19 protein-coding genes and 1 pseudogene are annotated in these 20,081 nt (G+C 62.0%); 15 read left to right on the forward strand and 5 right to left on the reverse strand.

What is annotated here, in order from left to right; genetic code table 11:
* Positions 1-62: 62 nt before the first annotated feature.
* From BLT85_RS09430 to BLT85_RS16890, 8 genes are all read left to right on the forward strand, one after another.
* On the forward strand, positions 63-1,199 hold the full coding sequence (locus tag BLT85_RS09430) for a DUF1615 domain-containing protein (protein WP_157718200.1): 1,137 nt from the start codon (positions 63-65) through the stop codon (positions 1,197-1,199).
* A 69-nt stretch (positions 1,200-1,268) separates the two neighbouring features.
* Positions 1,269-2,267, forward strand: a complete 999-nt coding sequence (gene coxB / locus BLT85_RS09435) for a cytochrome c oxidase subunit II (protein WP_093393721.1) — start codon at positions 1,269-1,271, stop codon at positions 2,265-2,267.
* Positions 2,264-4,792, forward strand: a complete 2,529-nt coding sequence (ctaD, locus tag BLT85_RS09440; protein WP_093393724.1) for a cytochrome c oxidase subunit I — start codon at positions 2,264-2,266, stop codon at positions 4,790-4,792. The genes coxB and ctaD overlap by 4 nt, the downstream gene beginning before the upstream one ends.
* A complete protein-coding gene (locus BLT85_RS09445) occupies positions 4,789-5,199 on the forward strand; it encodes a hypothetical protein (RefSeq protein ID WP_093393727.1) in 411 nt (136 codons plus the stop codon). Before ctaD ends, BLT85_RS09445 begins: the two co-directional genes overlap by 4 nt.
* Positions 5,196-5,831 (forward strand): cytochrome c oxidase assembly protein, encoded by a 636-nt coding sequence (locus BLT85_RS09450; protein ID WP_093393730.1) that lies wholly within the window; start codon positions 5,196-5,198, stop codon positions 5,829-5,831. The genes BLT85_RS09445 and BLT85_RS09450 overlap by 4 nt, the downstream gene beginning before the upstream one ends.
* Complete coding sequence (locus BLT85_RS09455) at positions 5,812-7,011, forward strand: c-type cytochrome (protein ID WP_093393736.1); 1,200 nt, start codon at positions 5,812-5,814, stop codon at positions 7,009-7,011. The genes BLT85_RS09450 and BLT85_RS09455 overlap by 20 nt, the downstream gene beginning before the upstream one ends.
* A gap of 5 nt (positions 7,012-7,016) precedes the next feature.
* The gene (locus BLT85_RS16885; protein WP_231701458.1) at positions 7,017-7,220 is read left to right on the forward strand and encodes a DedA family protein; all 204 of its coding nucleotides are present in this window, start codon (positions 7,017-7,019) and stop codon (positions 7,218-7,220) included.
* Between the two features lie 71 nt (positions 7,221-7,291).
* Positions 7,292-7,612, forward strand: coding sequence for a DedA family protein (locus tag BLT85_RS16890; RefSeq protein WP_231701459.1), 321 nt, complete (start codon positions 7,292-7,294; stop codon positions 7,610-7,612).
* Between the two features lie 35 nt (positions 7,613-7,647).
* Here the strand turns inward: BLT85_RS16890 and BLT85_RS09465 are convergent, their stop codons facing one another.
* Positions 7,648-8,469, reverse strand: coding sequence for an aldo/keto reductase (locus BLT85_RS09465; RefSeq protein WP_093393739.1), 822 nt, complete (start codon positions 8,467-8,469; stop codon positions 7,648-7,650).
* Positions 8,470-8,553: 84 nt separating this feature from the next.
* Positions 8,554-9,522, reverse strand: a pseudogene (gene ilvA / locus BLT85_RS09470) (threonine ammonia-lyase, biosynthetic); the annotation flags it as partial.
* Between the two features lie 307 nt (positions 9,523-9,829).
* Here ilvA and BLT85_RS09475 point away from each other — a divergent pair.
* Together BLT85_RS09475 and BLT85_RS09480 are read left to right on the forward strand one after the other, a co-directional pair.
* A complete protein-coding gene (locus BLT85_RS09475) occupies positions 9,830-10,477 on the forward strand; it encodes a DJ-1/PfpI family protein (RefSeq protein WP_093393746.1) in 648 nt (215 codons plus the stop codon).
* 1 nt (position 10,478) lies between these two features.
* Positions 10,479-11,678: a YbfB/YjiJ family MFS transporter gene (locus BLT85_RS09480; protein WP_093393749.1), complete on the forward strand. Its 1,200-nt coding sequence runs from the start codon at positions 10,479-10,481 to the stop codon at positions 11,676-11,678.
* Here BLT85_RS09480 and BLT85_RS09485 read toward each other — a convergent pair.
* Complete coding sequence (locus BLT85_RS09485; protein WP_093393752.1) at positions 11,675-12,706, reverse strand: AraC family transcriptional regulator; 1,032 nt, start codon at positions 12,704-12,706, stop codon at positions 11,675-11,677. The two genes, BLT85_RS09480 and BLT85_RS09485, sit on opposite strands and share 4 nt — an antisense overlap.
* Positions 12,707-12,833: 127 nt before the next feature.
* Between BLT85_RS09485 and BLT85_RS09490 the strand changes: the two genes are divergently transcribed.
* Together BLT85_RS09490 and BLT85_RS09495 are read left to right on the forward strand one after the other, a co-directional pair.
* The gene (locus tag BLT85_RS09490) at positions 12,834-14,018 is read left to right on the forward strand and encodes an alkane 1-monooxygenase (RefSeq protein ID WP_093393755.1); all 1,185 of its coding nucleotides are present in this window, start codon (positions 12,834-12,836) and stop codon (positions 14,016-14,018) included.
* A gap of 2 nt (positions 14,019-14,020) precedes the next feature.
* Positions 14,021-14,185, forward strand: a complete 165-nt coding sequence (locus BLT85_RS09495; protein ID WP_093393758.1) for a rubredoxin — start codon at positions 14,021-14,023, stop codon at positions 14,183-14,185.
* A gap of 57 nt (positions 14,186-14,242) precedes the next feature.
* Here the strand turns inward: BLT85_RS09495 and BLT85_RS09500 are convergent, their stop codons facing one another.
* Complete coding sequence (locus BLT85_RS09500) at positions 14,243-15,283, reverse strand: acyltransferase family protein (protein ID WP_157718160.1); 1,041 nt, start codon at positions 15,281-15,283, stop codon at positions 14,243-14,245.
* A 308-nt stretch (positions 15,284-15,591) separates the two neighbouring features.
* On the opposite strand from BLT85_RS09500, the gene BLT85_RS09505 reads away from it, so the two are divergent.
* Positions 15,592-16,422 (forward strand): inositol monophosphatase family protein, encoded by an 831-nt coding sequence (locus BLT85_RS09505; RefSeq protein WP_093393764.1) that lies wholly within the window; start codon positions 15,592-15,594, stop codon positions 16,420-16,422.
* Between the two features lie 28 nt (positions 16,423-16,450).
* Here the strand turns inward: BLT85_RS09505 and BLT85_RS09510 are convergent, their stop codons facing one another.
* Positions 16,451-17,473, reverse strand: a complete 1,023-nt coding sequence (locus BLT85_RS09510; RefSeq protein WP_093393767.1) for a winged helix-turn-helix domain-containing protein — start codon at positions 17,471-17,473, stop codon at positions 16,451-16,453.
* A gap of 225 nt (positions 17,474-17,698) precedes the next feature.
* Between BLT85_RS09510 and BLT85_RS09515 the strand changes: the two genes are divergently transcribed.
* Together BLT85_RS09515 and BLT85_RS09520 are read left to right on the forward strand one after the other, a co-directional pair.
* Entirely contained in the window at positions 17,699-18,718 is a 1,020-nt protein-coding gene (locus BLT85_RS09515; protein ID WP_093393770.1) for an ATP-grasp fold amidoligase family protein, read from the forward strand.
* A gap of 14 nt (positions 18,719-18,732) precedes the next feature.
* The gene (locus tag BLT85_RS09520; RefSeq protein WP_157718161.1) at positions 18,733-20,010 is read left to right on the forward strand and encodes a lipopolysaccharide biosynthesis protein; all 1,278 of its coding nucleotides are present in this window, start codon (positions 18,733-18,735) and stop codon (positions 20,008-20,010) included.
* The last annotated feature ends 71 nt before the right edge of the window (positions 20,011-20,081 follow it).

The raw sequence follows: 20,081 nt of genomic DNA on the forward strand, positions 1-20,081 counted from the left end.
CACCCAGCCTGCCGGCACGTCCGCTTCAACGTCGACTGAAAGCCGAGAAAAATATGCTTGATATGTATTGGCCGCCGCGCCACACAGCCAGCCGGAGCACCCTTCGCAAAGGCCGCCTGTTTCATGGAATCTGGCTGGGACTGGTACTGCTCACTGTCGGCTGCAGCACACAGCCGATGCAAGACCCTGCGTACAAGCCGGACGAAGTCCGCGCCAGGATAGCCCGCCTGATCCCCGCCGAGATCCCGGACCGCCAGGGCTGGGCAGCGGATATCTACACTGCATTCTCGACGCTGGACATAGAGCCAACCACCCGAAACATCTGTTCGGTGCTGGCGGTAACCCAGCAGGAGTCGACCTTCCAGGTGGCACCGCCGGTGCCCGGCCTGGCGAAGATCGCTCGCGCCGAGATAGACAGGCGAGCTTCCCGGTTGTACGTACCCAAGTTCGTCGTGAACGCTGCGCTGAACATCGAGTCGCCGACCGGCAAAACCTATTCGCAGCGGCTCGCCACGGTGCGCACCGAGAAAGAACTCAACGCTATCTTCGATGACTTCATCGGCATGGTGCCCCTCGGCAGGCAGTTGTTCGGCGGGCTGAACCCGGTGCAGACCGGCGGCCCGATGCAGGTCAGCATCCCGTTCGCCGAGTCCTATCGCAGCAAGTATCCGTACGCGATCGACGAGTCGGTGCGCGAAGAGGTCTTCAGCCGCCGCGGCGGCATGTTCTTCGGCATTGCGCATCTGCTCGATTACCCGGTCAGTTACGATCGCCCCGTGTTCCGTTATGCCGATTTCAACGCCGGCTGGTATGCCAGCCGCAACGCTGCGTTTCAACATGCCGTCACGCATGCGACCGGCATCAAGCTGGCACTCGATGGCGATCTGATACGCCATGGCACCACCGAGCCGGGCGCGACCGAACGGGCGGTGCGTTCGATCGCCACGCAACTGGGCATGAGCGACCGAGCCATCCGCCGCGATCTGGAACGTGGCGATTCCCTGGATTTCGAAAAGACTCGCCTGTACGAACGCTTGTACGAATACGCCGATAAGGCAGAAGGCAAGCCGCTAGCGCGCGCGATGATCCCTGGCATCAAGCTTGAAAGCCCGAAGATCACCCGCGACCTGACCACCGCCTGGTTCGCCAATCGGGTGGATGAACGCCGCAAGCGCTGCGAAGCGCGTGCTGGCGGTTGAACATCATTTCAACTTTCGGACCGAGGCGCTGTCGAACGGCGAACGTGAAGCGAGCCGGAAGCCGTAGATGTGACAAAAGGATGCCGTAGCACCCTTCGATTCTCAGCACTCGTTCTGACGACCCTGGTGCTGGGTGCGTGTGACGGACGTCAGTCCGCGCTGCACCCCGCAGGGCGCGGTGCCGAGGATATTGCCGAGCTGTTCTGGTGGATGTGCATCGGCGGCATGCTGATATGGGTGGCAGTCCTTGCTCTGGCCTATTACGTCACCAAGGCGCGACCCGAAGCGCACAGCGAAACCTCTGCACGCTGGTTGATCCTCGGCGGCGGCGTTGCGTTTCCCATCGTGGTGCTCACTATCCTGTTGATGTATGGGCTGGCGATGATGCCGGGCCTGCGCTCTGCCGCCGACGCCGACCTGCGCATCGCCGTTGCAGGTGAGCAATGGTGGTGGCGGGTGCGCTATCAGCCGGAGGGTTCAGAGGCGATAGAGCTGGCCAATGAAATCCGGCTACCGGTCGGCAGCAAGGTGGTGTTCGAGCTGAGTAGTCCCGACGTGATCCACTCGTTCTGGATTCCATCACTGGGCGGGAAGATGGACATGATCCCCGGTCGGGTCAACGAGCTGGTGCTGGAGCCAACCCGGACCGGCGTGTTCCGCGGCGTCTGTGCAGAATATTGCGGCAGCTCGCATGCGCTGATGGAATTCGAAGCCGTAGTCATGCCGGTGGAGGAGTTCGATGCCTGGCTCGCCGCGCAAGCTCAGCCAGCCCAGCCACCGCGGACCGAGAATGGCCGCAAGGGCGAGGCAGCGTTCGAGCGCAACGGCTGCGGCGCCTGCCACAGTATCCGCGGCACCGACGCCGACGGCATGCTTGGACCAGACCTCACTCATGTGGGAAGTCGACTGTCGCTGGCCGCGGGCACGCTCGGCGTGGACGTAGCCGACTTTGAACGCTGGATAGCCCAGACCCACCGAATCAAGCCGGACGCGCACATGCCGGCATTCGACATGCTGCCCGAAGCCGAACTGCGCAACATGGCGCACTATTTGAGCGAGCTGAAATGAGCGATCGCATCGAAGCCCTGCCTCCATACGACCCGGCGCGCGCCCGGGCTCAGGCGGCCCGACTGGCCGAAACCTGGAAAACGCCGACCGGCTGGCGCTACTGGTCTGCCGTGAATAATACTGAGGTCGGCCTCTGGTACACCGGTGTCGCCTTCATATTCTTCTTGTTCGCCGGGGTGCTCGCGCTGTTGATGCGCACCCAACTTGCTGTCCCCGATAACGACCTGCTGTCCGCGCAGACGTACAATCAGATGTTCACGCTGCATGGCTCAGTAATGATGTTTCTCTTCGGCGTGCCGATCTTCGAGGCGTTCTCGATCCTGGTCCTCCCGCAGATGCTCGGGGCACGCGATCTGCCCTTCCCGCGGCTATCGGCGTTCGGCTTCTGGTGTTTCCTGATTGGCGGCGTGTTCGTTTGTGGCTCGATCTTTTTCGGCGTGGCGCCGGATGGCGGCTGGTTCATGTATCCGCCATTGACGACCAAATACTCGGAAGGTCTCGGCCCCGACATATGGCTGCTGGGCCTGTCGTTCATCGAGGTGGCGTCCATTGCCGCGGCCGTCGAGCTGATCGTCGGTGTGCTCAAGACGCGCCCGCCGGGCATGCGCATCAACCTGATTCCGCTGTATTCCTGGTACATCCTCGTCGTCGCCGCGATGATTCTGTTCGCCTTCCCGCCGTTGATCGCGGGAGATCTGCTGTTCGAGATGGAGCGCGCCTTCGACTGGCCGTTTTTCGACGAGACCCGCGGCGGGGACCCGCTCCTGTGGCAGCACCTGTTCTGGATCTTTGGCCATCCCGAGGTGTACATCATCTTCCTTCCGGCGGTCGCGCTGGTAGCGATGATCGTGCCTACCGCGGCGCAGCGGCCGATCGTTGGCTATGGCTGGATCGTACTGGCTGCCGTCGGCACCGGGTTCATCAGTTTCGGGCTTTGGGTGCACCATATGTTCACCACGGGGATGCCGGCCATTTCGCTGGCGTTTTTCTCGGCTGCGTCCGAGGCCGTGGCCATCCCTACTGGCGTTCAGATCTTCTGTTTCCTGGCGACAGCGCTGGCCGGGCGCTTCGTCAGCTCGGTGCCGATGCTGTTCGTCTCCGGCGCGCTGGCGATATTCGTTCTCGGCGGTCTGACTGGCGTCATGGTTGCGCTGGCACCCTTCGATTTCCAGGCGCATGACACGTACTTCATCGTCGCCCACCTGCATTACGTACTCATCGGTGGCGTGCTGTTTCCAGTAGTCGCCGGCATGTACTACTTCTACCCGCTGATCAGCGACAAGCTGCTCTCCGATCGGCTCGGGCGGATCGGCTTCTGGCTGATGTTCATCGGCTTCAACGTGGGCTTTCTGCCGATGCACTTCACCGGCTTGCTGGGCATGCCACGACGCGTCTATACCTACGGCGCCGACCAGGGCTTCGATGTGCTGAACATGGTTTCTACCGTCGGTGCCTACATACTCGCGGCCGGGGTGGCATTTATCGTGTGGGACGTGATCAGGCCGAAAGGCAAGCAGCCGTACAGCCCGCGCAACCCGTGGAATGCCGGCACGCTCGAGTGGCTGGCTGAAGTCCCCGGAATGCCATGGGGCGCTCGTTCGATTCCGATCATTCGCAGCCGTTATCCGCTGTGGGACCAGCCGAACCTCATGCGCGAAGTCGACGAGGGTCGCTACTATCTGCCCGACGCTGAGGAAGGCAAGCGTGAAACCCTGATCACCAGCATCATCGACGCCGTCCCGATTCAGTGTCTGCGCGTGCCGGGGCCGACCTTCAAGGCGATCTGGGCAGCGATATTCACCGGCGGACTGTTCATCTTCGCAACCTATCACTGGTACGTTGCCGCGCTGATCAGCGGCGCGCTGGCGCTATGCACCATCCTTCTCTGGTTGTGGACCGACACCGCTGTCATCCACGAGAAGGACAGCAAGAACGTCGGCCTGGGCGTCACCCTGCCGGTCTACGCATCCGGGCCACAATCGGTCGGCTGGTGGGCGATGTTTATCACGATGATCGGCGACATGAGTGCGTTCGCCAGCCTGGTGTTCGGCTATTTCTTCTTCTGGACCAGCCATGGCGATTTCCCGCCAGCGGACGGGCCCGATCCCGGCACCGTCTGGCTGTTGGCGGGCCTTGCGCTGATCCTGGCGTCCTGGTCGCTGACGCTGCTCAGCCGCCGGCTCAACCGGACCGATCATCCAATCGGGTTCTACCTGAGCCTGGGGGTCGCCGCCCTGTGCACCGTGGCCGGTGCGGCGGCGCTGTGGGCCGGCCCGCACTTCGCCGGGCTTGACCCGACCCGGGATGTGTATCCGGCCACCGTCTGGGTATTGATTCTGTGGTGCCTGCTGCACCTTGGGGTTGGCCTGATCATGCAGCTGTACTGCCTCGCTCGCCGCCTGGCCGGACGCATGACCGCCCGGCATGACATCGATATCCAGAACGTCGGCCTGTATTGGCACTTCATGGCAATCACCGTGGGCGTGACCGTTGCGGTCATCGCCGGCTTCCCGGAGGTAGCATGACCGACCAGACCAATCTTCCAGCGGAGGATGTTCCCGAAGCGCCACCCGAGTCGCGTGAATCGCTATGGCTGATCACATTCGGACCTGGGATCTGGGCGCTGCACTTCGTGCTCTCCTACGTCACGGCCGCTATCTGGTGCGCAAAAATCGGACGCGCAGGCATGCTCGGCGACGTGCGGCTGATCATTGCCGGCTACACGGTCGTGGCTCTGATCGGCATCGCCCTCACCGGCCTGCGCGGCTGGAAATTGCACAGTTTTGGCACCGCTACCGCTCCGCATGACTTCGATACCCCCGAAGACCGGCACCGCTTCCTGGGCTTCGCCACGCTGTTGCTGTGCGGGCTGAGCTTCGTCTCGACCATCTTCGTCATGCTCTGTGTGGTATTCATAAGGAGCTGCGCGTGACAGGCCGTGCTGTGATCGGACTGGCTGGCCTGGGCGTGCTCGCGTTGTGCTGGCTCGGGCCGTTGCCGGAACTGGCAAACCAGTCGTTTTCCGCGCACATGCTTATGCACGTGCTGGTCATCGCCCTGGCCGCACCGTTGATAGCAGTAGGGCTCGCTGCGACCGGCTTCGATATCGGCAGCCGTATACCCTGGCTGGGTTCGCCGGTACTGGCCTCGCTGATCGAGCTGGTCGTGGTCTGGGCCTGGCACACGCCGCGCCTGCATCACCTGGCACGCATGCACGACAGCTTGATGGTGGCAGAACAGCTCAGTTATCTGCTGGTTGGGCTGCTGATCTGGCTATCGGCGTTCGGTGGCCCGAAGCAGGACAGCACGCGAATAGCTGCTGGCGTAGCCGGTCTGCTGCTGACCTCGATGCACATGACCCTGCTCGGGGTGCTGCTGGCCACCGCCGACCGGGCGCTGTTCGCGCACACTGCATCTCCCTGGTTCGGCTTGAGTGTGTTGCAGGATCAGCAGACTGGCGGTGTGATCATGCTGGTGTTCGGTGGTGTCGCCTATCTCGTCGGGGCGCTCTACCTGCTCACCCGTTTGCTGAAGGATGAAGGCCATGCTACGCAGCTTCCTTGAGCGCTTCTTCGACTGGCTCGGAGGCAGTCTGTTCAGGCGGCTGGCGCTCGGCGTTGCGCTGGTATTACTGATGCTGGGAGCTGGTGCGTTGGCACTGACTTCTGCCGGACTGGTCTCGATCAGCGCCAGCTCAGGGCACTGGCCGGTCACCAGCTGGTTTCTGCATTACAGCATGCGTCGCGCGGTTTCGACCCAGTCGCTGGGCATCGAGGTGCCCGAGAATCTGGCCGACCCGGCGTTGATCTTCAAAGGTGCGGGTCATTTCGAAACTGGCTGCCTGGTCTGCCACGGCGCGCCGGGACGCGGGCAATCGCTGATCGCTCAGCAGATGACCCCCGAGCCACCGTATCTTCCTTCGCGGATCAGCCGCTGGGAGCCACAGGAGCTGTTCTGGATAGTCCGGCATGGTATCAAGTTCACCGCCATGCCCGCCTGGCCCGCACTGAAACGCGATGACGAGGTATGGGCGGTTGTCGCGTTTCTGCAACAACTGCCGGAGATGTCGCCCGAACGCTATCGGCAACTGGCCTTCGGCGAACGAGCCGAGAACCCTGCGGCGGTCGCCCCAGAACACCTGCGTTCCCTGTCCGATCCCCTTGGCCCGGTGCTGGCAGACTGCGCGCGCTGCCATGGCCCTGACGGCGGAGGTCGGGCCACGGGCGCCTTCCCGATCCTCGCCGGGCAGAACCAGGCGTACCTGCTGGCCAGCCTGAAAGCCTACGCCAGCGGCAGCCGCGCCAGTGGCGTGATGCAACCCATAGCAGCCGGGCTGGACGATGAAGTGCTCGGACAGCTGGCCGAGTATTATGCCCAGCTACCTCCGGTCACCAGTCGCGACGAGGCACAACCTGACCTGGAAGCCGTCGCCCGCGGCAGCGAACTTGCTGCGATCGGTGCCAAGGAACAAAAGGTGCCATCGTGCATTCATTGCCATGGCCCGTCGGAGGCACAGCGCAATCGAATGTACCCGGTTTTGGCTGGTCAGTATCCGGACTACCTTGCATTGCAGTTGCAGTTGTTCGCAGCGGGCGAGCGCGGCGGTACCGAGTACGCTGAAATCATGCATAGCGCCGCGCAGCGCCTGACGCCCGATCAGATGCGTGACCTTGCTCAATTCTACGCTTCGCTCGAACGTGCGAACCGGCCCGAGCAAGGCAACAACGACGCGCAGGAGCCCTGACCACCGTGGTCGAAATCATCGTCGATATCGTCGCCAGCACCGGTTACATCGGGGTGTTTCTGCTGATGTTCGTCGAGAATAGTTTTCCGCCCCTCCCGTCGGAGCTGATCACGCCGCCGGCGGACTTCTCTGCCGCCAAGGGTGAATGGAATTTCTTCGGGGTCGTTGCGGCCGGCACGGCCGGCTTGATCGTTGGGGCGCTTCCCTGATACTACGCCGGAGCGCGTCTGGGCAAAGCTCGATTGATGCATTCGCCGAGCACCACGGCTACTGGTTGACCATGTGTCCGGCGGATACCGAAAAGGCCAACGACTGTTTCAGCCGCCACGGCAAGGCTGCCGTATGCTTTGGCCGGCTGCTCCCGACCATTCGCGCACTCATCTCAGTGCCGGCGGGCCTCGCCCGGATGCCAATGGTTGGCTTCATAGCCTATTCGACGGTCGGCTCGCTGCAGTGGACCGCCCTGCTCGCGCTCGGGGGCTACGTCCTTGAGGCGCAGTATGAAAAGGTCACCGATTATCTCGACCCGATATCCGTAGCCGTAATAGCTCTTATCGTCATCACCTACATCTACCGGCTGGTTCGTCTGAAGCGGCGTTAACGGAGTGACGTCCATATAGGCATTGGCGCGCTCGTTCATACCATCTCCAGAGAGTGCTTGCGGGTAGGTGGTGGATAGGCAGCGTCGATCAGCGCCAGATCGCCCTCGTCGAGCCGGATCCGGTCGGCCGCAGCATTCTGCCGCAAGTGCTCCAGGTTCACGGCCTTGGGAATGGTAATGACACCCGGATGGCGCAGTGCCCAGGCCAGGGCCACCTGAGCAGAGGTCGCAGCGTGTCGCTCGGCTATCTGTTGTAACGCCACCTCGTGCAGCAGCAACCCACCCTGCCCGATCGGACAGTAAGCCATGAGCGGCATAGTGTTGCGCGCTTGCCAGGGGAGCAGGTCATACTCGATACCGCGTGCCTCCGGGTTGTAGAGCACCTGATTGGTGGCGCATTCCGGCTCATCGAGCTCTTCGAAATCGGCGACGTCGAAGTTCGACACGCCCCAGCGGCGAATCTTGCCTTGCTCGCGCAGCCGCTCGAAGCCTTCCACCGTCTCGCTTAGAGGGTACTGGCCGCGCCAGTGCAGCAGATAGAGATCGATGGTGTCCGTGCCCAGGCGGCGCAGGCTTCGCTCGCACGCGGCCTGGACCCCATCGACACTCGCGTTGTGCGGATAGACCTTGCTGACCAGATAGACCTCGTCCCGCCGGCCGCGAATCGCTTCGCCGACCACCTCTTCGGCGCCACCCTCGGCATACATCTCAGCGGTATCGATCAGCGTCATGCCGAGGCCCAGGCCTTCACGCAGAGCTCTGACCTCGGCCTGACGCTGTGCCGGTTTTTCGCCCATGTACCAGGTGCCCTGGCCTATGCGAGGTACGCTTGCCCCGCCCAGTTCGATCGTCTGCATGACTGTGTTCCGCCGCTTGGATGCTGATGTGACAGCCTGCTGACCGCCGCGGTTCAGTCTGCCTGCTCAGCCCAGGGCCTGACGCAGCCCGGCCCGCTCGACAATGTCAGGCAGCCTGTCGAAGTCGAAGTTGGCTCCGGAGTTGATCGCTGCCAGCACCGCCCCCTTGCACTGCGTGCGCTGCACATAGCGTTTCAGCCCCGCTACGGCCAATGCGCCGGACGGCTCCACGAGCGATCGGGTGTCCTCGAATATGTCGCGAATCGCCTCGCATATCTCCGCGGTATCGACGGTAATGACGTCATCGACCAGGTGGCGGCACAGTTCGAAGTTGTGCTTGCCGATTTGCGCAACGGCGACCCCATCGGCAAAGCGGCCCACGCGAGGCAGGACGACGCGTTCGCCCGCGGCGAGAGCGGCTTGCAGGCAATTCGAATCGTCCGGCTCGACGCCGGCGATCTGTACCTCCGGTCGCAGATGCTTCAGGTACGCCGCCACACCGGCGATGAGGCTGCCGCCACCTACCGGAACGAACACCGCGTCGAGGCGTCCAGGTTGCTGGCGCAGCAACTCCATGCCTACCGTGCCCTGCCCGGCAATCACATCGGGGTCATCGTAAGGCGGGATGAACTCCAGCTGCTGCTCCGTAGCCAGCAACAGCGCATGGGCCAGGGCATCGGAAAACGCCTCGCCATGCAGAATGACCTGGGCCCCGCGAGCGCGTACAGCTTCTACCTTGATCCGCGCCGTCGTAAGCGGCATGACGATCTGCGCCCGTATCCCGAGGCGCTGCGCCGCCAGCGCCAGCCCCTGCGCATGATTGCCTGCAGACGCCGCGATCACGCCACGGTTACGGACAGCCGCATCCAGCCGAACGACACGGTTGTACGCGCCGCGGATCTTGAAGGAATACACCGGCTGCAGATCCTCGCGTTTGAGGAGGATCTGGTTGCCGAGGCGGGAGGACAGTCGCGCGGCGGGCTGAAGCGGCGTTTCAATGGCGACATCGTAGACCGGCGCAGCGAGGATACGGGTCACGTAGTCCTTGATCAGCTCATCGCGTGGAAGCGATGATGCCGACGGTGTCGCCTTCGCTCGGGTGGGAGGTCGGTCGGGTTCGTCGACCGTATCAACTGCTGGGGCTTGCATGTTCGGCTCTCCTGGCTCTGTTGTTCTGCCTGGAAGACGAAGCATGAAAAAACCCGCCTTCCAGGCGGGTTTGGGGACGTAGGCTAACCCGCCAAAGCTCGAATGGCGGTCATAATCATCGATGCGTGTAACGATGCCGGATTAGTCATACGTCCGACCTTACGGCCGTGCGCATCGGCGCGTCAAGCATGACGTCACACAGGAGTGGTCCATGAACAATGCCGATCCGGAACAGCTGGCCCAGCAGGTGCGGCATCGCTCATTGCGGGTAAGAATCATGCTTTTTCCGGAGGTCGAGATCCTCGACTTCGCCGGGCCCTATGAAGTGTTTTCCGTTGCGTCGCGCGTGGCACAGCGTGACGGGTTGCTGCCTCACCCCGCTTTCGTGGTCGAAGCCGTGTCGGGCAGCAGATCGACTGTCAGCGCCCGGCATGGCCTCGGCATGGTGCCGGACGTCGACTTCGACGATGCCGCGGCGGCCGATGTCTTGATCGTGCCGGGCGGAGTGGTCGCTCAGCCATTGAACGATCCCGCCTCACTCGGCTGGTTGCAGCGGGCCTGCAGCGAAGCGGGCATTGTCGCCTCGGTGTGTACCGGCGCCTTCCTGCTGGCGCGAATCGGCCTGCTGACCAACCAGCGGGTGACGACCCACTGGGAAGACATTCCCGGCCTGCGGTCGGCCTATCCCGAGCTGGACGTGGTGGAGTCCGTCCCCTTCGTCGACCTGGGCAATCTACTCACCTCGGCAGGCATCTCCGCCGGCATCGACATGAGCCTGCATCTGGTCGGTCGGATCCTCGGGCCGAAGGCGGCCAAGGCCACCGCACGGCAAATGCAGTATGCGTGGGAGGACAGCTAGCATGCCGGGCCCTGCACAATCTGCCGTCGAGGGGCACGGGCCCACACGAGTGATCCTCGCGGGGATCTGCGCCCTGATCCTGACCGTCGGGCTTGCTCGCTTCGCCTACACCCCTCTGCTGCCGGTCATGCGCGATGGGGCCGGGCTCAGCGACCTCGCTGGCGGCTGGCTGGCGACGTTCAATTACCTGGGCTATATCACCGGCGCCTTGATCGCAGCGACCACCAGCAGCCTGCAACGCAAGTTCGTGATGTATCGCATCGGGCTGGTGTTGGGGGTGCTGACCACTGCGGCTATGGGTCTGACCGATAACGTGTACTGGTGGACCCTTTGGCGTTACCTCGCCGGGTTGTCGAGCACGGCTGGGCTGCTGCTGGCATCCGGACTGGCACTCAATTGGCTGATCCGCCATCAGTACAAACCGGAGCTGGGTGTGCACTTCGCCGGGCTGGGCATCGGTATCGCCGTTTCCGGCGTCGCTGTCGGCCTGATGATCGGGCGGCTCGACTGGGCGGAGCAATGGCTGGGGCTGGGCTTGCTGGGCCTGGTGTTCGCCGTCCCGGCCTGGCTATGGCTGCCCGCGCCAGCTCCGGTGACTACCGACCAGCAGCAAGGCATCCCCATGGACCCGGTTCCTGACCGACGCTGGATGCGGCTGTTCATCGCGGCCTATTTCTGCGCAGGCGCCGGCTATGTGGTGAGCGCTACCTTCATCGTGGCCATTGTCGAACGGCTGCCGATCTTTTCCGGCTGGGGAAGCTGGATGTGGGTTCTGGTCGGCCTCGCCGCAGCGCCCTCGACCTTTCTCTGGGACCGTATCGCCACTCTCACAGGCGGGCTTCGCGCATTGATGCTGGCATACGCCCTGCAGATCGTGTCGATCGTGTTGCCGGCGGTGAGCGAAGGCAGCGCAGCCAACCTGCTCGCTGCAGTGCTGTACGGCAACACTTTCGTTGGCATCGTCAGCCTGACCCTGTCGATCATCGGTCGACGTTTTCCGGCCAATCCAGCCAAGGCCATGGCTCGACTGACGATCAGCTACGGGATCGCTCAGATCGTCGTCCCGGCCATCGCCGGATATATCGCCAGCGCGACAGGGAGCTACCACGGCGCCCTGTGGTTGGCGGCAGCGATGATGGTTCTCGGGATCGGGGCGCTGATGGCTGCCCAGCGTAGAGAGAATGCGCTTCAAAGGCATTAGCCCGGCCTGGTTGTGACCTGCTGGCGGAACTGTCGCGGCGTCACACCCAACCAGCGGCGAAAGGTGCGGCTGAAGTTGCTGGTGTCCTGATAACCGAGCCGTTCGGCGATCGACTCGATGCTGTGACTGGTCTGGCTGAGCAACCAGCACGCCTGATCGCTGCGCACCTCGTCCAGCAGCGACTGATACCGCACCCCTTCGGCCTGCAGATGCCTGATCAGCGTGCGCGGCGCCATGTGTTCGGCGCACGCCATCTCTTCCAGCGCAGGGAACCGCCGACCGCACTCGAGCAGCCGGCGTTTTATCCGCTCGCTCAGCGTGCCGCCGCGTGCCAGCCGCTCCAATTGATTGTCGCAGTCTCGCAGCGCCTGTCGGTGAGCCTCAACGTCGGCAGCCAGACACGGCGTGTTCAGGTAGCCCTCGGGAAGCACGATGCGCAGACAGGGACTGGCGAAGCGGACGTGGACGGCTACTGATGAGAAAGCCTCTGACCAGTCCGGCTGCGCCAACGGCCATTCCAGCGTGATCAGATCCCGTGGGGGCTGGCCAGTGATGGTTTCCAGCAGACGCAAAATGGCAGTAGTGAAGTGGCCGAGCAGATAGACCCGCGTCTCGGCGCTGATCAGGTATTCGTTAAGAATCAGGCTGGGCCGGGTAGAGGTATCGACACGAAACGCAGCCAGGTCCTGGCGCAGGGCCGCATAACGCTCGATCGTGGTGAAGGCGCCGCCCACATCGACCGCGCTGATCGCCGCGTACCCGGCGGCTCCGTGGGCGGAGACATCCGTGTGCCGACCGACATCGAAGCCCAGCCAGGGGCAGGCACTGAGTTGGACTGCGTGAACGATCAGACGCTGAATCTGCTCGGCACTCAAAAAGCTGTTGTCGTGATGCAGTGAATGCCAGTCCAGTCGCGTGTCAGCAATAGCCTGAGCCTCGCTGAAGCCACGCCGCCGCAGCTCGGCGCACACCAGCCGCGCATACACAGGATGAATGGACGGGCTCAGCCATCTCGGTTCGGGCAACATCGACTCACCTCGAGACACTTTCGCTGGCACATTATGACGATTATCTGCCCGTTGCAACGGTAGCTGCGCTGGCTACGCCGGCGCATCATCGGCTCGACGATGCCAAAAACAACAAAAGGGGTCGGCTATGACTACCACTGCGTCACCCATGCCTGAAGCGACCTACGTCGATCGCAAGCGCTATCTATGGCTGTTCTCACTACTGGTACCGATGACGGCCCTCACCGGCCCCCTGCTGTACATGTTCGTATCGCCAAAGATCCTCTGGCTGTGGTTACCCACGGTGTTCAGCTACGTAGTCATTCCTGTGCTGGACTTCATCATTGGTGAAGATCTGAGCAATCCTCCCGAAGAGGCAGTGCCCGCGCTCGAGGCCGATTCCTACTACCGATACGTTACCTATGCCCTGGTGCCCGTGCTGTGGGCAAGCTTCCTTGTGAGCGTGTATTTCCTCGGGACGCATGAGCTGCCCTGGTACGGCGTGCTCGCGGTGATCATGTCCGCCGGCGGCACCCTGGGCTACGGACTGAATCTGGGACACGAGCTGGGCCACAAGAAAAGCGGGCTGGAGCGCTGGCTGGCCAAGATCACCCTGGCGCTGGGCTTCTACGGTCATTTTTTCGTCGAACACAACCGCGGTCACCACCGCGATGTGGCGACGCCGGCAGACCCCGCCTCGGCGCGCATGGGCGAAAGCATCTACCGGTTCGTCTTCCGCGAGCTTCCGGGAGCCTTCTTTCGCGCGTGGGATCTGGAGGCCGAGCGCATGGAGCGCTGCGGCAAGTCGGTCTGGAGCCTGGATAACGAGGTAATCCAGCCGGCGTTGATAAGCATCGCTCTGTACGCTGCTCTGATCGCCATCTTCGGGCTGGAAATGCTCCCGATTCTTCTGCTGATCGCCTTCTGGGGCGCGTTTCAGCTGACACAAGCCAATTACATCGAGCACTACGGCCTGCTACGCAAGCAATTGGCCAACGGCCGGTTCGAGCGTTGCCAGCCCCACCACTCGTGGAACAGCAACCACCTATTCTCCAACTGGGCGCTGTTTCATCTGCAACGGCACTCTGATCACCATGCGCACCCTACCCGCCGCTACCAGTCCTTGCGCGATTTCCCCGATCTGCCGCGGCTACCCAACGGCTACTTCGGCATGTATCTGCTGGCCTATGTACCGCCGCTCTGGTTTCACGTCATGGATAAACGTTTGCTCGATGCGGTGGGTCGCGACCCATCGAGGATCAATTTCGAGCAGGCCAAGCGCCGCAAACTAATGCGTCGTTACCGGTTGGATGACACCTCAGCAGAGGCCTGAGCATGAGTCGCTATCGATGTCCGGAATGCGGGTATCAGTACGACGAGGCCGAAGGTGACTCCTTTCTTGGCTACCCGCCTGGGACAGCATGGGAAGCCTTGCCTGAAGACTTCGTCTGCCCGGATTGCGCGGTGACTAGTAAGGAGGGGTTCGAGCTTCCAGGGTAGCGTCATCCGCGTGTGCAACGGGCTGATCGAGCGCCTGCCCGTCGCCCAAGGCCTCGCTTAGACGGCTCGCGGCACCGGCGTCCGGCGGCGCGGGTAGAGATTTTCCGCAGAGAAGAACAGATCGACCAGTCTTGACCGATGGCGTAACCAGATGACACCCAGGCAGGCGGCGAACACCATCAGCAGATACAGCGGGAACACGTACAAGGGATTGAAGCCAGCGAAGCGCTCCAGCAGCAAGGGAAATGCAATACCCACCGGTACGTGGACCATGTACAACACCAGCGAGTTGCGGCCCAGATAGGCGAGGCTCGGAGCTACCGACCACCGCTGCGCATGGATCGCCAGATTGATCATCATCGGAATCGCCGCAGCAGTGATGATGCAATACGTCAGATTATGTTTGGCGATCGGGGCCAGCCCCAAGGCTACCGCCAGCAGACACAGACCAATGACTCCCAGCCCCATCCAGGTGAGCTGAATGCGGTGCGCAGCGATCCACCGCGGACAATCGGAAGTACGGTTGGCAAAAGCACCGGCCATGAAGAACATGAACAGCGCTGTAAAATATCCGTAATCGAAGGCGTAGCCGATCAGATACAGCGTGACGGAGAAGAGTGCAGCCACCAGCAGACCGCTCTTGAACAGAAAAAAGCCGACAGCGTAATAGATTGCCAGGTAGTGCAAGAACCACAGGTGATGCCAGGGGTCATGGACCAGCGCACTGAACAGGTCGATTTCGGACGGCAGGCCGAGCAAGGCTTCCCGCGCCTGGTACAGCAGATAGAGGATCAGGGTCCAGATCACGAAGGGATAAATCAGATTGTTCAGCTTGCCCCGGGCATAGCGGCCGAGGCCCTTGTCGATCGAACCGGCAAGCAACATTCCCGACAGGAAAAACAGCACGGGCATACGTATCGGCGCGATCAGCTCGCTGACCTCCTTCAGGAACGCGAAGGTTTCCGGGTACTTTTCGTACATGTACACCACGCAGTGGTGCACGACGACAAGCGATATCGCAAGACCACGCAGCATATCCATCCAGCGCAGTCGCGAATCCTGGTCTGCCTTCCCGGCAAAAGTCATCTCCTTGTCCATTACGCGCATCCTTCGATGAGTTTCTGACCCTGCGATCGACACCCGGCCTTTCTGCGGCGTTCCGACCGTTTATCGCGCCAAAACCGCTGAACCCTATGCTGCATGAGCTAGAGCCGTCGTGCCTTGGTGAATGGGCCTAGCTAAGCGACCAGTGGCAAAGTTGCAATCGACTAAACGGAACGGCACAACGGTGCTTTCCTGCGCGGCCAAGGGCACCATCGGCTCATCCTTTGCTAGTCTTCAGCGCAACAAACCGGCCAGCGATCGTCTAGTATCCCGCCGTACCGTCAACGACCAGAGATCATTCCATGACATCATCTCCTCTCGACCCCAAGGCCATCGACATCGACCTGGCGCCGCGTTACGACTTCGCCCGACGCATTGCCCTGAGCGCCGCCGAGCGTGCCATGGCCTATTACAACGGCCGGCGCGACTTGACGGTGGAAATCAAGAACGAGGATGAACAGGACGTGGTCAGCGTGGCGGACCGCGAACTCGAGGCGTTCATTCGCGCAGAGCTCGAACGTGAATTTCCCGAGGATGGATTTCTCGGGGAGGAAAGCGGACAGGCCAATCTCTCGGCACGTTGCGTCTGGGTGATTGATCCTATCGACGGCACCGCCTGCTTCGTCAACGGACTGCATAACTGGTGCGTATCGGTCGGCATGATGCTCGACGGCAAACCCTGTCTTGGCGCCATTGCCGACCCGAACCATTCCGAGCTGTTCCATGGTTGCATCGGTCGCGGCGCCTGGGTCAACGATACGCCGCTTAAAATCAGTCAGGCCGAACATGTGCGCGAGGGTCTGACCGGGACGGGTACCTTCCATCCAACCGGCAAGCAGTACTTCATGCCGTTCCTGCAGCAGTTGCTGGACGAAGGCGGCATGTTCATCCGCAACGGTTCCGGTGCTCTGATGACAGCCTACGTCGCAGCCGGACGGCTGATCGGATACTACGAGACGCAACTCAAGAGCTGGGATTGCCTGGCCGCGCTGGTATTGATCGACGAAGCCGGTGGCCGGCGAAACGATTTCTTCCGAGGAAACGGGCTGACCGAAGGCAACCCGTTTCTCGTAGCTGGTCCACATGTTTACGACCAGTTAGCAACGATGGTCGGCCCTTCCTTGGATGGCTGAAGGCCACACCCGGACAAGACCTAGCCGTTCAAACCCTTGACCACCGAGATAGCCTGATCGGCAAACCAAGCATGCGCTGCCAGCCGGAAGCGGCGTCTTCATCAGGGATCGCCAGCCAGTCGGCCACCGAAGCCGGTCGCTTCGCAGGGTCGGGGTAGGTCGCTGACTCAATGAGCAACTGATACCGCTGATCGCCTACGTCCGTTCGCCAGTCGCCCAACAGCGGCCTGCCGATATCCGCGCAACACAGCTGATAAAGGATGACCCCTAGTGCGTAGATGTCGCTGCGCTCAGTGCCGACCTGCCCCCGATAGAGCTCCGGTGCCCGATATGGATCGTGCAATGAAACGCTCCCGGGCGAAACGTCAACTGGTCGGCGCGCCAGCAGTACCAGACGTCCGTCTGCATACAGGTGCAGGTCGAGCCGAGAGATGGCGTTATAACCGAGGCCGCTGGAATGTCGGCGTGCAACGCTCTCGGCAAATTGGTGAAACGCCTCCAACCTCTTTTGCAGATTCACGCCCTGAAGCAGATCGCTCATGACTGGCTTGGCCTGCTCCAGCTTTGCCGCCGGCGAACGGTCCGTTATGGCAAGCTCGGCGACCAATGGCCCGGCGACGCGGATCGGCAGTACATCAAGGGCGGAGCAGCCCACGGGCGCGGCAGTTCCGGACGGAGCGAGCGGCGCATGGTTGGCCGTCGAGAATTCGGCGCTATCGAAACGCACCGGACCATTGAAGCGATATCCCACGCCGGGAATCGTGACGATCAATTTCGCGTCGCGATCCAGCGCCTTGCGCAGCTTGGTCATTGCGTTGGGCAAAACGTTTTTCACCGTCACCCGGCCGTCCCAGGCTTCACGCAGCAGCTCCTCATGCGAGACCACACGGTCGACGTGTTGCAGTAGTACATGCAGCAGGCGAAGCGGACGCCGCTCCAGCGAGATGGTCTCGCCAAGGACCGATAGCTCCAGGGTTTCTGGACAGAACTCGGCGCATCCGAAGTAGTAGCGCGACGGGGTGCGGCGGTAAGACTGAGAGAGTGTGTACATGGCTGACTTCCCTGTTCAGATGGGGCTTGGCGTCCGTTTCGAAGCTTCGTCATTTCAGAGGGCCATTAGTTCGACGTGAGCATTCCGTTAGCGACGAACGGTTCCCCTCCGTTAGCGATCCGTTAGATGTCAGACGCAACGATACACACGGCGTTACAGTCTGAACCGCAACTAGGTAGCCGCCTGTCGTCTGCCTGATTCACACCTATAAAAACGGAGCGCAACATGGCATTGAAAAGCCTTGTAGTCGGCCAGCAGGAAGCTCAGCCCCTCCTCCCTTCCGCGCCTGACCTGATCAACGATTTACGTGAAGCCGCCATGTATCAGTGGCAGTACTTCCGCATTCACCGCAGGTTCTGCAATTTCGAAAACCCGCGTGCATTCTCGGAAAAGATCTTTCACCGGATGCGCTACCCGTTACCGGAGTTTTCCCGCCTGGCCGACAAGGTGCTGGTGCGTGACTACATCCGCGACACCATTGGTGATCAATACAACGTCCCCATGTATGCCGTGGTCGACGAAGTGCGCCCCGAACATTTCGCCATGCTGCCTGATGCTTTCGTTATCAAGGCCAACCATAGCTGTGGGTCGCTGCGGATCATTCCGGATAAGTCCGTCTGCGATGTGGTGGAGCTGTCGAAGACCGCCAACGAGTGGCTCAAGGTGGATTTCTCCCAGTACAACCACGAGAAACACTACCACGACATCCGGCCGCGCATCCTGTTCGAGAAAGCGCTGCTGGTAAGCGGAAAACCGGCTCCAGACTACAAGATTCACGTATTCAACGACGCCAACGGACGCAGCTTCAGTTTCCTTCAGGTGATCGATGGCCGCTTCGGCGTAACGACCCAGAACCTGTACTCGACCGATTGGCTGGTGATGCCGTTCCGCATCGGCGGGCGTTTGCCCGGCAGCCTCAACCCGGAGATCACTGCTCCGCCGGAAGAACTGCCTGAGATGGTCAGGATTGCAAAAGGCCTGGCTCGGCCGTTCGGCTATTGCCGTGTAGACATGTATGTCTTCGAAGGGCAGATATACATCGGCGAGCTGACGCTTACCCCCGGCGCTGGCGGTTGCCGGTTCACGCCAGAGCAATGGGACTGGACGCTTGGCTCGCTGTTCCGTTGGCCCGAGGTGCCCTTGACCGCGCCTGCCCGAAACGCAGCAGAACCCGCCCACTCACCTGTGCAGACCACTGAATGCTCCTGTGGTCGGGACGAGCCCAAACGCGCCAACGTAGCATGATCGGCGCGGCAGTCATGCGCAGCTCTCTGGCCAGCCTCGGCGGCCGTTCCTTTCGGCACGTCGCGGTGCTGGCGGGAGGGACCGCAACCGCGCAAATCATCACGCTCGCGGCGACGCCGCTCATCACCAGGATGTTTGGCCCCCAAGCCTACGGCGCCGCAGGAAGCTTCCTGGCGCTGGTTTCCATGTTGGTTCCCATCGCCGCGTTGTGCTACCCACTGGCGATCGTGCTTCCCCGCGACGATCGGGATGCCCAACGCCTCAGCGTCCTGTCATTGGGCATTGCCCTGGCGTTGGCACTGCTTACCCTGGCCTGTGTCTGGCTGGGTCAGCCGTTGCTCGAGCGCACCGGCATGACCGCTTCCTGGTTGCTGCTTCTGCCGGGTTTCATGCTGCTGGGGTGCCTGCGCCAGGTGCTCGAACAATGGGCTCATCGTCTGGGCCGCTTCCCGATTTCCGCGCGGGTATCAATCGCTCAGTCGGTCACTGCCAACGGCGGCAAGATCGCTGGTGGCCTGGCCCTGCCTTTCTCGGCCACGCTGATAGGTATGACCCTACTTGCAGAACTGGTCGCCTGCACCTTGTATCTGGCGTCACTGCGCCGCGTAATAGCGCAGGCGGTCAATCAGCGAAACGAGCCGGCGACACCCATGCGGCAACTCGTCTCGCAGCATAAGGATTTTCCGTTCTACCGCGCCCCACAGATTCTGGTCAGCAGCTTCTCCCTTGGATTACCGGTACTCATCCTCGGCGCCTGGTATGGGGCTGCCGCAGCCGGCTTCTACGTCCTGGCTCGCGTGGTGGTAACCGCCCCAGTGACGCTGATCGGCAAGGCGATCACCGATGTGCTGACCCCTCGGCTGGCCGAGGCTGCTCGACGTGACCAGCCTTTGCGACCATTACTGCGCAAGGCGATGCTTGCGCTGCTTCCAGCTGCTGCGCCGCCGATGCTCGCGGTCATCATTGCAGGGCCCGTTCTTTTCGAATGGCTGTTCGGCAATGAGTGGCGTGAGGCCGGCGAGCAGGCTCGCTGGCTTGCGCTGTGGTTCTATGTGACGCTGCTGACCATGCCGTGCCTCGCGGCGCTCCCGGTTCTGCGCTTGCAACGCTTTCATCTGCAACTGACCTGCTGGAGCGCTGCGCTACGGCTGTCGCTATTGTTGGGTTGCGCAATGGCCGGAGCCGATGTGCTGGTCACTGTCGCCGCCTATTCCATCTCCGGGGCACTGATCAATCTGCTGCTTATCAGCAAAGTATTGCCCGCCTCCGCTTCGGCCACGCGCCCGGAGTAATCGACGAGGCGCCAATCTCTTGCGTGGACTACCTTTATGGTGCGTTGACCGTTCACGGACCGGGGCCTGTC

The sequence above is a fragment of the Halopseudomonas xinjiangensis genome, from assembly GCF_900104945.1.
In the GTDB taxonomy this organism is placed as follows: Bacteria; Pseudomonadota; Gammaproteobacteria; order Pseudomonadales; family Pseudomonadaceae; genus Halopseudomonas; species Halopseudomonas xinjiangensis.

Excerpts from the sequence above, each read along its gene's own strand:
- BLT85_RS09465 (WP_093393739.1), bottom strand. The coding sequence starts at position 8,469 with ATGCAGACGATCGAACTGGGCGGGGCAAGCGTACCTCGCATAGGCCAG.
- BLT85_RS09480 (WP_093393749.1), top strand. The coding sequence starts at position 10,479 with ATGCCGGGCCCTGCACAATCTGCCGTCGAGGGGCACGGGCCCACACGA.
- BLT85_RS09515 (WP_093393770.1), top strand. The coding sequence starts at position 17,699 with ATGGCATTGAAAAGCCTTGTAGTCGGCCAGCAGGAAGCTCAGCCCCTC.
- BLT85_RS09485 (WP_093393752.1), bottom strand. The coding sequence starts at position 12,706 with ATGTTGCCCGAACCGAGATGGCTGAGCCCGTCCATTCATCCTGTGTAT.
- BLT85_RS09475 (WP_093393746.1), top strand. The coding sequence starts at position 9,830 with ATGAACAATGCCGATCCGGAACAGCTGGCCCAGCAGGTGCGGCATCGC.
- BLT85_RS09495 (WP_093393758.1), top strand. The coding sequence starts at position 14,021 with ATGAGTCGCTATCGATGTCCGGAATGCGGGTATCAGTACGACGAGGCC.
- ctaD (WP_093393724.1), top strand. The coding sequence starts at position 2,264 with ATGAGCGATCGCATCGAAGCCCTGCCTCCATACGACCCGGCGCGCGCC.
- BLT85_RS09505 (WP_093393764.1), top strand. The coding sequence starts at position 15,592 with ATGACATCATCTCCTCTCGACCCCAAGGCCATCGACATCGACCTGGCG.
- BLT85_RS09445 (WP_093393727.1), top strand. The coding sequence starts at position 4,789 with ATGACCGACCAGACCAATCTTCCAGCGGAGGATGTTCCCGAAGCGCCA.
- BLT85_RS09500 (WP_157718160.1), bottom strand. The coding sequence starts at position 15,283 with ATGGACAAGGAGATGACTTTTGCCGGGAAGGCAGACCAGGATTCGCGA.
- BLT85_RS09455 (WP_093393736.1), top strand. The coding sequence starts at position 5,812 with ATGCTACGCAGCTTCCTTGAGCGCTTCTTCGACTGGCTCGGAGGCAGT.
- BLT85_RS09430 (WP_157718200.1), top strand. The coding sequence starts at position 63 with ATGTATTGGCCGCCGCGCCACACAGCCAGCCGGAGCACCCTTCGCAAA.
- BLT85_RS09510 (WP_093393767.1), bottom strand. The coding sequence starts at position 17,473 with ATGTACACACTCTCTCAGTCTTACCGCCGCACCCCGTCGCGCTACTAC.
- BLT85_RS16890 (WP_231701459.1), top strand. The coding sequence starts at position 7,292 with ATGTGTCCGGCGGATACCGAAAAGGCCAACGACTGTTTCAGCCGCCAC.
- BLT85_RS09520 (WP_157718161.1), top strand. The coding sequence starts at position 18,733 with ATGCGCAGCTCTCTGGCCAGCCTCGGCGGCCGTTCCTTTCGGCACGTC.
- BLT85_RS09490 (WP_093393755.1), top strand. The coding sequence starts at position 12,834 with ATGACTACCACTGCGTCACCCATGCCTGAAGCGACCTACGTCGATCGC.